An 11242-nucleotide genomic window follows, 5' to 3' on the forward strand; every position below is an offset into this window, starting at 1 on the left:
TCGCGGTAGAGGGCGCCGGCGCCGTCGAGTTCGGGTGTGGGCAGGGTGCCGGGCCAGTCGAGCGCGAGCGACCTGCCGCTCTCGGCGATCGACACGAGCGGGGTCTCGTCCCCGCCGCCGGAGAAGGTCATCTCCGCGGCGGCGGCCTTCGGGCCGACCGAGCCGTCCGGGCGGCGCTCCAGTGTGGCGTCCGGTGTGCGCCAGCCGCCGCCGGGCTTCTTCACGCGTACGGGGACCGAGGCCTCCTCCAGCGTGAAGGAGTAGCCGTCGGGGTTGGCGTACACCGTGGACCGCTCGGAGCGTTCCCCGGTGACCTCCACCCGGGTGCCGGTCTTCTTGGCGGTGGCGAGGGCCCGCTCGCTCTCGGTGGGCTGCGGGCTCTGTCCGGTGGCGGGCGCGGCCGCGGCGGCGGTCCCGCTCAGGGCCGGGAACGCGGCGAGAAGGGCGGTCGCCGTGGCCACGGCGAGAAGGCCTTGGGCTCTTCCGCGAGAAGCGCGTCTGACGCGATGTATGCGATTCAACTTCCTACCCATGTTCATGAATCGATCAGGGAAAGCCCCCACTCTCACGTCGCGTCGGAGCAGGTCGCAGCCGCGGCTGCCAGGCGTGATGGAACCGTGATCACACGAAGGAGAAAGGGAAGGTCAGATCGGGCCATCCCGCATACGCGAAGTGCCCCCGTCGGTCGGACCGATGGGGGCACTCGCGTCTGATGCGGGGTGTCAGCCGGTGTTGCGCAGACCCGCCGCCACACCGTTCACCGTGAGCAGCAGGGCTCGGGCGAGCAGCGGGTCCGGGTCCTCGCCGCGCTCGGTGGCGGCGCGCTGGCGGGCGAGGAGGGCGACCTGGAGGTAGGAGATCGGGTCCAGGTAGGCGTCGCGGATGGCGAAGGTCTGCTGGAGCACCGGGTTGGAGTCCAGCAGCTTCTGGCCGCCCGTCACCTTCAGGACCTCGGCGACGGTGAGCGCGTGCTCCTCCTCGATGGTGGCGAACACGTGCTTGAGCTCGTCCGGCACGAGGGTGTCGACGTAGTGGCGGGCGATCCGCAGGTCCGTCTTGGCCAGCGTCATCTCGACGTTGGAGAGGAAGTTGCGGAAGAAGTGCCAGCGCTCGTGCATCTCGCCGAGGACCGCTTCGAGGCCGGCCTCGCGGAGGGCCTTGAGGCCGGAGCCGACGCCGAACCAGCCGGGGACGATCTGGCGGGACTGGGTCCAGCCGAACACCCACGGGATGGCGCGGAGTCCGTCGAGGGAGACGCCGGAGCCGGGGCGGCGAGAGGGCCGTGAGCCCAGGTGCAGGTCGGCGAGCTGGTCGACGGGGGTGGAGGCGAGGAAGTACGCCGGCAGGCCGGGGTCCTCGACGAGCTTGCGGTACGCGGTGTGGGCGGCCTCCGAGACGGTGTCCATGGCCGCGTCCCAGCGGGCCAGGGCCTCGTCGGACTGGCGCGGCGCGGTGTGCAGGGCGGAGGCCTGCAGCGTGGCGGCGACGGTCAGTTCGAGGTTCTCCCGGGCCAGGGACGGGATGAGGTACTTGTCGGAGATGACCTCGCCCTGCTCGGTCACCTTGATCTCGCCCTCCAGGGTGCCCCAGGGCTGGGCGAGGATGGCGTCGTGCGAGGGGCCGCCGCCCCGGCCGACGGTGCCGCCGCGGCCGTGGAAGAGGCGGAGCCGTACGCCGTACCGGTGGGCGACGTCGCGCAGCCGGCGCTGGGCGCGGTGGATCTCCCACTGGGAGGTGGTGATGCCGCCGAACTTGGAGGAGTCGGAGTAGCCGAGCATGACCTCCTGGACGTCGCCCCGGAGCGAGACGAGGCGGCGGTAGGAGGGGTCGGCCAGCATGTCGTTGAGGATGACGTCGGCGGCCTTGAGCTCGTCGGTGGTCTCCAGGAGCGGCACGATGCCGATCTTGGCCCAGCCGGCGTGCAGGTCGATCAGGCCGGCCTCGCGGGCGAGGACGGTGGCGGCGAAGACGTCGTCGGCGCCCTGGCACATCGAGATGATGTACGACTCGATGACCTCGGGGCCGAACCGCTCGAAGGCCTCCTTGACGGTGCCGAAGACGCCGAGGGTCTTCTGTCCCGCGGCGTCCAGCGGTGCGGGCGTCGGGCCGAGGGGGCGGCGGGAGCGCAGTTCCTTGGCGAGGAGCTTCTGCCGGTAGTCGCGGGGCATGTCGGCGTAGCGCCAGGACTCCTCGCCGAGCCGGTCGAAGAGCTGGCCGAGGGCGTGGTGGTGGGCGTCGGCGTGTTCGCGGACGTCCATGGTGGCGAGCTGGAGGCCGAAGGCGGAGAGGGTGCGGATGGTGCGGTCCATCCGGCCGTCGGCGAAGAGGGCGCCGCGGTGCGCGCGCAGCGAGGTCTGGATCAGGGCGAGGTCCTGGACCAGCTCGGAGGTGCCGAGGTAGTCGCGGCCCTCCTGGTGCTGCGTTCCCTTGGCGAGGCGCTCGCGGGTGTTGACGAGCTTCTGCCGGATGCAGGTGGCCTTGAGCCGGTAGGGCTCCTCGGCGTTGAGCCGCTTGTAGCGGGGGCTGATCTCCGGCAGGGCCTCCAGGTCGCGCTGGAGGGAGGTGAGGAGCTCCTCGGTCGCGCCCGCGTAGCGGATGGAGTTGGAGAGGAAGCCACGCAGCTCGTCGACGAGTTCGAGGGCGTCGGTGATGCCGTGCTCGTGCTGGAGGATGAGGACGTCCCAGGTCACCTGAGGGGTGACGTTGGGGTTGCCGTCGCGGTCGCCGCCGATCCAGGTGCCGAAGGTCAGCGGGCGGGTGCCGGCGGGCAGCTCGACGCCGACGCGCTCCAGCTCGGCGGCGAGGTCCTCCAGGACGTCGCCGACGGCGCCGGCGTGCAGCTCGTCGAGGTAGTAGATGGCGTTGCGGGCCTCGTCGGCGGGCTCGGGGCGGACGACCCGGAGCTCGTCGGTCTGCCAGATGAGGTCGATGTTCTCGGCGAGCCGCAGGTCGTGGCGGCGCCGGTCGGCCTCGATGACCGGGGTCTCCAGGAGGGCGGCGATCCGGCGCAGCTTGTTGAGGACCGAGCGTCGGGCGGCCTCGGTCGGGTGCGCGGTGAAGACGGGCCGCACGTTGAGGTTCCGTACGGTGTCGCGGACGTGCTGCGGGTCGCCGTCCTTGAGCATGTCGGCGGTGCGGGCGAGCAGGCCGCCCTCGGCGGCGCGCTTCTCGCGCATCTCACGACCGCGGTGGACCTGCTCGGTGACGTTGGCCAGGTGGAAGTACGTGGAGAAGGCGCGCACCAGCTTGGTCGCGGTCTCCAGGTCGGTCTCGCCGAGCAGCTCGGCGGCGGCCTCGCCATCCTCGCGGGTGAGCCGGCGGACCTTCTCGACGAGATCGAGGAGCTCGTGGCCCTCCTGGCGGACGAGTGTCTCGCCCAGCAGATCGCCCAGTCGGCGGATGTCGGAACGCAGCTCGGCGCTGGCGGTGGGGGTCTGGTCGGCACTGCTCACAGGTGCGGCTCCTTGCAGTGTTCGGGCACATCTGGAGGGGTACTGAAGGCTTGCGGACCGCGCTGTCCGACGCCAACAGGATAGGTGTCCATCCCTTGGACACTCGTTAGCCCCTCGTGTGCCCTCTTGCCGCGCGCCACGGCGCTGCCATACTTACGTCGCCGTAGGTTACGGTCCCGTAGGCTCGGCTCCATTCCCTCCACCCTCACCCCCCAAGGGACACCTATGACCTCCAGCCCCGAGGTTCTCGAACCCACCGGCAAAGACCTCAAGGACCGCCCGGATCTCCCCTCCGCCACCCTCGGCGGGGACAACAAGCGATCGATCGAGCAGATCACGCTGCTGCTGTTCATCACGGTGCCCTTCCTGGCGCTGCTGGCCGCGGTGCCGCTGGCCTGGGGCTGGGGAGTGAGCTGGCTCGATCTGGGCCTGCTGGTGGCGATGTACTACATCGGCTGTCACGGCATCACGATCGGTTTCCACCGTTACTTCACGCACGGTTCGTTCAAGGCGAAGCGTCCGCTGCGGATCGCGCTCGCGGTCATGGGCTCGCTGGCCGTGGAGGGCCCGCTGGTGCGGTGGGTGGCGGACCACCGCAAGCACCACAGGTTCTCCGACGCGGAGGGTGATCCGCACTCGCCGTGGAGGTTCGGCGAGACGGTGCCGGCGCTGATGAAGGGTCTGTGGTGGGCGCACATCGCCTGGATGTTCGACGAGGAGCAGACGCCGCAGCACAAGTACGCGCCGGATCTGATCAAGGACCCGGCGATCCGGGCGATCTCCCGGCACTTCATCTACTGGACGATCCTGTCCCTGGCGATCCCGCCGCTGGTCGGCGGTCTGGTGACGATGTCCTGGTGGGGCGCTTTCACGGCGTTCTTCTGGGGTTCGCTGGTCCGGGTCGCGCTGCTGCACCACGTCACGTGGTCGATCAACTCGATCTGTCACGCGGTCGGCAAGCGGCCGTTCAAGTCGCGTGACCGCTCGGGCAACGTGTGGTGGCTGGCGGTGCTGTCCTGCGGCGAGTCCTGGCACAACCTGCACCACGCGGACCCGACGTCGGCGCGCCACGGTGTGCTGCGCGGCCAGGTCGACTCCAGCGCGCGGCTGATCCGCTGGTTCGAGCGGCTGGGCTGGGCGTACGACGTGCGCTGGCCGGACGCCTCGCGGATCGAAGCCCGGCGCCGGGGCGAGCCCGTAGACGCGGCATGATGGAGAGCGTGGCGATCGACGGCAGTACCAGCGGCAGCGAGAACAAACCACGGCGTGGGCGCCGGGTGAGGATGACGGGCGCGGAGCGCCGCGAGCAGCTGCTGGACATCGGCCGGACCCTCTTCGCCGCCAAGGGCTTCGAGGGCACGTCGGTGGAGGAGATCGCGGCGAAGGCCGGGGTGTCCAAGCCGGTGGTGTACGAGCACTTCGGCGGCAAGGAGGGGCTGTACGCGGTCGTGGTCGACCGGGAGATGCGCCAGCTGCTCGACATGGTGACGGGGGCGCTGACGGCGGGCCATCCGCGTGAGCTCCTGGAGCAGGCGGCGTTCGCTCTCCTCGACTACATCGAGCGGTACACGGACGGCTTCCGGATCCTGGTCCGTGACTCGCCGGTGGCGCAGTCGACGGGCACGTTCGCGTCGCTGATCAGTGACATCGCCACACAGGTGGAGGACATCCTGGGTCTGGAGTTCAAGGCCCGGGGGTTCGATCCGAAGCTGGCGCCGCTGTACGCGCAGGCGCTGGTGGGCAGTGTGGCGCTGACGGGTCAGTGGTGGCTGGACGTCCGCAAGCCGAAGAAGGCGGAGGTGGCCGCGCATCTGGTGAACCTGGCGTGGCACGGTCTCGACGGCCTGGAGCAGAAGCCGCGCCTGATAGGCCACCGCAAGAGCTGAGTCGGTGGGGGCGGCGCCGCGGTCCCCCGGCGACGGGGAGGTCACCGGCCAAGAGCCGGGCCCGGCAGCGTGGCCGGGCCGTCGCTGCCGGGGATATCCGTTGATGCCCTGTCGGTGATCGACGATATGCTCCCCTCCACATCCGGGGGGGGCGTTCGCCCTTCGCAAGCGCTTGCGAGCGGAGGTGCCGCGGACCCCTGCCCCCGGTCCGATGTTTTCTCTGATCCCTGGGGGGGATCTCTTGCGTTCTGTGCACACCACGCGTGCGCGCCGCATCGCGGCATGCACCGCTTTCGTCCTCTCCGCGGGCATGCTGCTCGCGACCCCGGCCTCGGCCGACCAGCCCGCGCCGCGGCCGGCCGCCGAGAAGCCGGCCCCCGCCTTCACCCCGCCGACGCTCACGCGGCCCCAGCCGGACGGTCTGCGCGCGGGTGCGGCCCAGACCGACGGTGTCGGCGCCTCCCCGCAGCTGTCGGACTTCGACGGCGACGGCGTCGGTGACCTGATCTACCGCTCCTGGAGCGGTGACGTCTACACCGCCACCTCCACGGGCGCGGGCGGTCTCTTCCTCGGCAGCACCACGGAGCCGGCGAAGGACGTCATCCCGATCGGCAACCAGGACGGGGACGTCAGCGGCCCCGAGGTCCTGATGCTCTCGCAGCTGGGCGCCCTCACCCTGTACACGGACGCCACACCGAACGAGGCGGTGTACGCGTGGCAGGGCGGCGGCTGGCAGATCTACAACAAGATCGTCGCGCCGGGTGACGTGAACGACGACGGCCGCGCGGACCTGGTCGCCCGTGACCACAGCGGCAACCTGTACGTGTACTACGCCACCGGCAACCGCAACGCGCCGTTCGCGGCCCGCGTGAAGGTCGGCGGCGGCTGGAACATCTACGACCAGCTGCTCGGCATCGGCGACAACAACGGCGACGGCTGGGCCGACCTGATCGCCCGCGACACGGCCGGCACCCTGTGGTTCTACGCCGGCAGGGGCGACAAGAGCGGACCGTTCGCCGCGCGGGTGAAGATCGGCGGCGGCTGGAACATCTACAACCAGATCTTCCCCGTGGGCGACGACAACGGCGACGGCAACGGCGAGCTGCTCGCCCGCGACACGGCCGGCACGCTCTGGTACTACCGGGGCAAGGGCGACGGCACGCTGGCGGCACGCGTGCGGTCCAGCGACCCCGGCGGCTGGGACGGCATCCCGCAGTTCGGCGGGGCGGGCAACAACCCGGTCCTGGGCAACAAGGAAGGCGTCTTCGCCCGCGACAAGGCCGGGACGATGTTCTGGTACGGCAGCAGGACCACCGGCAAGCTCACCCCGCGCAGCCAGTACGGCGACACGGGCGGCTGGGCGGGCGCCGCCTTCACGCACCTGTCCTCCCTGAACCCGGACGGCTCGTCCGATCTCGCGCAGGTCTTCCAGGGCGGCCTGTACATCGAGGGCAACTACATCGGCGGCGGCTGGGGTGTGTACAACACGCTCGTCGGCACGGGTGACCTGAGCGGCGACGGCAAGGGCGACCTGCTGGCCCGTGACGGCTCCGGCACGCTCTACCTGTACCGGGGCAACGGCTACGGCACGGCGTTCGCGTCCCGCGTCAAGGTCGGTACCGGCTGGGGTGTGTACAACAAGATCGTCGGCGCGGGCGACTACACGGGGGACGGGCGCGCGGACATCGTGGCCCGCACCTCGGGCGGCGACCTGTACGTGTACGCGGGTACGGGTGTGGCGGCCACGCCGTTCAAGGCGCGGGTGAAGATCGGCGGCGGCTGGAACACGTACGCCAAGCTGGTCGCTCCCGGCGACCTGAACGCCGACGGCAAGGGCGACCTGCTGGGCGTGACCTCGTCGGGCGACCTGTACGGCTACCTGAACAGTTCCCCGGGGAAGTTCACCGCGCGGGCCAAGATCGGCTACGGCTACGGGATCTACAACACGATGTCCTGACGCCTCCAGGGCCGACACGGCACGCGAAGGCGCCCCGCACTGGTCTTCCGGTGCGGGGCGCCCGTGCGTCACTGCGCCGTTTCACCGCGCCGCCTTCACAACGGCTTCGTCGCCATCGCGAAGATCCGCCGGAACGGGAAGACGGTGCCGCGCGGGCCCGGCGGATAGGCGGCGCGCAGCAGGTCGCGGTACTGGGCGAGGAAGGCGTCCGTCGCCGCCGGGTCGTCTTCCAGGGCCGTCAGGACGGGCCGGAGCGCCGTGCCCTTGACCCAGTCGAGGACGGGGTCCTCGCCCTGCAGGAGCTGTGAGTAGGTGGTCTCCCAGACCTCCGTCACGCAGCCGAGGTCGGTGAGGCGCAGGAGGTAGTCGGCCGGGTCGAGGATGTGGACGAAGCGGCGCCCCTCCCCGGCGAGGCGGGCGCGCCACTGGGGCATGTCGCAGAGTTCGCCGAGCAGTGCGTGGCTGGGCGCGGTGAAGTTGCCGGGGACCTGGAAGGCGAACGTTCCGCCTGGTTTGAGGGCGTCGATCCAGGCGGCGAAGGACTCGGGGTGGTTCGGGACCCATTGCAGGGCGGCGTTGGAGACGATCAGGTCGTAGGGCTCTTCCGGGGTCCAGTGCGCCGCGTCGGCGGGACGGAAGTCCAGCCAGCCGCCGCCGGCCGTGGTGCCCGCCCAGTCCTTCTCGGCCCGTTCCAGCATGTCGGGAGAGAGGTCGAATCCGGTGATGTGGGCGTCGGGCCAACGGTCGGCGAGGAGCACGGTCACATTGCCGGGACCGCAGCCGAGGTCGGCGATCCTGGCCGGGCTGCCCACGGAGGGAAGACGCGGTATTCGGGAGAGCATGTCGAGAAACGGACGGGTGCGGTGGCCGGAATGCCGCAGGTACTGCTGCGGATCCCACGTTGGCGCCGCGGAAGCGGAAGATGGTGCGGAATTCATGTTCGAGCCCCCTTGCTGGAACGAGCTGCCGAAGCGGAACTAGGTCCCGGCCCCGGTCCTTCCCCATAGTCCATGCGAATATATCTTGACGTCAAGAGACTTTATGTCAACAGACCCTCTACACTGATCGTCATGGAGGACGAGGTCGACCGGTTGGTCGCTGCATGGCGCCGCGAGCGCCCGGACCTCGACGTGGAACCGCTCGAGGTGCTCAGCCGCGTCTCGCGGCTCGCCCGCCACCTCGACCGCGCCCGTCGGCTCGCCTTCGCCGAGCACCAGCTGGAGCCCTGGGAGTTCGACGTCCTCACCTCGCTGCGCCGCGCGGGAGCCCCGTATCAGCTCTCCCCCGGCCAGCTCCTCACCCAGACGCTGGTCACCTCGGGCACCATGACCAACCGCATCGACCGGCTCACCAAGAAGGGCCTGGTGGAGCGGCTTCCCGACCCCAGCGACCGGCGCGGGGTCCTCGTCCGCCTGACGCCCGAGGGACGCGACCGGGCCGACCAGGCCCTCGCCGGGCTGCTCGCCCAGGAGCGGGCCATCCTGGCGCAGCTCTCCCGCGCCGAGCGCGGCGAACTGGCGGGGCTGCTACGCCAGCTGACCGCCCCGTTCGACAACATCCCCGGATAGCTCGGCGGGTCCGACCCCGGCGCGGCGCGCCAGCGCGACCGCGGCGAGCGTGGAGTGCACACCCAGCTTCCCGAGCACGTTCTGCATGTGTGTACGGACGGTGTGCGGGGAGAGGAAGAGCCGCTCGGCGACCGCCTTGCGGCCCAGACCCGCCACCATGCAGCGCAGCACCTCGCGCTCGCGCGGGGTCAGCGACTCCACGAGCTGCTCGCTCTCGGTGCGGTGCTTGCGGGCTGCCGTCAGCTCCCGCAGGACCCCGGTCAGCAGCGCGGGCGGCAGATGCGTCTCGTCGCGCAGGACCCCGCGGATCACGGCGAGGAGCCGCTGCAGTGAGCAGTCCTTGGCCACCCAGCCCGAGGCCCCGGCCTGGAGCGCGAGCGCCGCCCGGTGCGGGTCGTCCTTCTCGGCGAGGACGACCGTGCGGACGGCCGGCTGGGTGGAACGGACCCCGGCGACCAGCGAGATGCCGTCGACGACACCCCCGCCGTCGTCCGGTACGGCCTGGGCGACCGTCAGGGAGGCGGCACATCCGGCGACCGCGCCCAGGTCGGCGTCGACCAGCATCACGTCGTACCGGCGCCCCTCGGCGACCGCGCGGTCCAGACAGCGCACGGCGGCCGGACCGCTGCCCGCGGCGGACACGTCGACGTCCGGCTCCGCGGCGAGCGCGGCGGCCAGCGACTCGGCGAAGATGCGGTGATCGTCCACCACCAGGACCCGGATGCGAGCCACGGACACCCCCAAGTGTCGAGGAACGGACCGGCGCGGGTACGGCGCCGGGGACGAGGGTCCGACGATCGCGCGGCCGCCGCCGTGCAGTGACTGTTACCCCGTCCCGGGCGCCGTACCCGACTGGCCACGCCCCCTGATCAGCACCGGCCCCCACCGGCGCTGTGCATCAGAGTACGGGCGGGAGGCCGCCGGTGAAGGCGATTGGGAGAACTGACCGAACACGGTGGGTACTCCCGCGCCACCAGGGCACGATCGCGACAGAAGTCGACAATTCCGAAGGGATTCCTACGGTCAGGGAGCCCCGGCGTGCTCCCTACGCCTCCCGGCGGGCCCCCTGGGACGGCACGGCGGGGAAGACCCGCGGCGCGGCGAACCCGGCCTCGGCGAAGGCCCTCTCGACCGCCGCGGCCACCGTGCCCGCCCGCTCCCGGTCCACCAGCACGATCGCCGAGCCGCCGAATCCGCCGCCCGTCATCCGCGCCCCCAGCGCGCCGGCCGCGTTCGCCGCCTCCACGGCGAGGTCCAGCTCGGGGCAGGAGACGCGCAGATCGTCCCGGAGCGAGGCATGGCCCTCGGTGAGCACCGGGCCGACGGCCGCCGCGTCCCCGGCGTCGAGGAGGGCGATCGTCCGTTCGACCCGGTGATTGTCCGAAACCACGTGCCGGACATAGCGGCGAACCGATTCCTCGCTCAAACGCGCGAGAGTGTCGAGCAGTTGCACGTACGGGACTTCGCGCAGTGTGCGCACACCGAGCGCCCGCGCGCCTGCCTCACACCCGGCGCGCCGCTCCGCGTACGCGCCGTCACCGAGTGCGTGCTTCACCCGCGTGTCCACCACGAGGAGCCGCAGCCCCCGCGCGGCCGGGTCGAAGGGCACCTGCCGGTACGAGAGGTCGCGGGTGTCCAGGAAGAGCGCGTGGCCCTCGACCGCGCACGCGGACGCCATCTGGTCCATGACCCCGCACGGGACTCCGACGAAGGCGTTCTCCGCGCGCTGGGCCAGGACGGCGACTTCGGGTCGGGAGAGCCCGAGACCGAACAGCTCGTCCAGGGCGAGCGCGCAGGCGACCTCCAGGGCGGCGGAGGACGACAGGCCCGCACCGGTGGGCACGGTCGACGCGAGGTGGATGTCCGCCCCGGTGACCGGGTACCCGGCCTCGCGCAGGGCCCACACGACACCCGCCGGGTACGCGGCCCAGCTCGCGCCGCCACCGCCCGCGAGCGGGGCGAGCGGTTCCAGCGCGGCCAGGTCGAGCCGGACGATCCCGCCCCGGACGTCGGCGGAATGGACCCGCAGCACCCCGTCATGGCGCCGTGACACGGCGGCGACCGCCGTGTGCGGCAGGGCCAGCGGCAGGACGAAGCCGTCGTTGAAGTCGGTGTACTCACCGATCAGGTTGACCCGCCCGGGGGCGGCCCAGACGCCCTCCGGGGCCGCCCCGTACAGCGCTTCGAACTCGCCCGCCACGGTCATCTGAGTCCTTTCGTGGATACCCCCACCTTCAGGTGGGGGAGGAAACGAAACCCCTGCGGAGCGGGGCAGTGAGCGGTCTTTCGCTCCCAGGGCGAAAGACCGGGCCCTGACCCGTAGGTTTGATCTTTACCTGTGGCCTCGCTAGTTTGTGAGCTGTGGCCACGACTCACGTG

At 71.2% G+C, this 11242-nt stretch carries 8 protein-coding genes and 1 pseudogene; 4 read left to right on the plus strand and 5 right to left on the minus strand.

The features are described from left to right. Together ACFUJR_RS36970 and ppc are read right to left on the minus strand one after the other, a co-directional pair. Positions 1-461: pseudogene (locus ACFUJR_RS36970) on the minus strand (LamG domain protein jellyroll fold domain protein); the annotation flags it as partial. A 261-nt stretch (positions 462-722) separates the two neighbouring features. Then, positions 723-3452, minus strand: coding sequence for a phosphoenolpyruvate carboxylase (gene ppc, locus ACFUJR_RS36975; RefSeq protein WP_383178710.1), 2730 nt, complete (start codon positions 3450-3452; stop codon positions 723-725). 225 nt (positions 3453-3677) lie between these two features. Between ppc and ACFUJR_RS36980 the strand changes: the two genes are divergently transcribed. The 3 genes from ACFUJR_RS36980 (at position 3678) to ACFUJR_RS36990 (ending at position 7295) form a co-directional block, all read left to right on the plus strand. Continuing rightward, positions 3678-4664: an acyl-CoA desaturase gene (locus ACFUJR_RS36980; RefSeq protein WP_383178707.1), complete on the plus strand. Its 987-nt coding sequence runs from the start codon at positions 3678-3680 to the stop codon at positions 4662-4664. After that, complete coding sequence (locus ACFUJR_RS36985; RefSeq protein ID WP_383178713.1) at positions 4664-5338, plus strand: TetR/AcrR family transcriptional regulator; 675 nt, start codon at positions 4664-4666, stop codon at positions 5336-5338. The genes ACFUJR_RS36980 and ACFUJR_RS36985 overlap by 1 nt, the downstream gene beginning before the upstream one ends. A gap of 250 nt (positions 5339-5588) precedes the next feature. After that, positions 5589-7295 (plus strand): FG-GAP repeat domain-containing protein, encoded by a 1707-nt coding sequence (locus ACFUJR_RS36990; RefSeq protein WP_383178705.1) that lies wholly within the window; start codon positions 5589-5591, stop codon positions 7293-7295. A gap of 95 nt (positions 7296-7390) precedes the next feature. Here ACFUJR_RS36990 and ACFUJR_RS36995 read toward each other — a convergent pair whose 3' ends face one another. Further along, complete coding sequence (locus ACFUJR_RS36995) at positions 7391-8233, minus strand: trans-aconitate 2-methyltransferase (protein WP_383178702.1); 843 nt, start codon at positions 8231-8233, stop codon at positions 7391-7393. 132 nt (positions 8234-8365) lie between these two features. On the opposite strand from ACFUJR_RS36995, the gene ACFUJR_RS37000 reads away from it, so the two are divergent. Next, a complete protein-coding gene (locus ACFUJR_RS37000; RefSeq protein ID WP_361671946.1) occupies positions 8366-8863 on the plus strand; it encodes a MarR family transcriptional regulator in 498 nt (165 codons plus the stop codon). Here the strand turns inward: ACFUJR_RS37000 and ACFUJR_RS37005 are convergent. Continuing rightward, entirely contained in the window at positions 8822-9607 is a 786-nt protein-coding gene (locus ACFUJR_RS37005) for a LuxR C-terminal-related transcriptional regulator (RefSeq protein WP_383178699.1), read from the minus strand. The genes ACFUJR_RS37000 and ACFUJR_RS37005 overlap by 42 nt on opposite strands. A 301-nt stretch (positions 9608-9908) precedes the next feature. Continuing rightward, positions 9909-11069 (minus strand): galactokinase, encoded by a 1161-nt coding sequence (galK, locus tag ACFUJR_RS37010; RefSeq protein ID WP_383178696.1) that lies wholly within the window; start codon positions 11067-11069, stop codon positions 9909-9911. Between the last annotated feature and the right edge of the window lie 173 nt (positions 11070-11242).

This window comes from Streptomyces sp. NPDC057271, from assembly GCF_042668715.1.
In the GTDB taxonomy this organism is placed as follows: Bacteria; Actinomycetota; Actinomycetes; order Streptomycetales; family Streptomycetaceae; genus Streptomyces.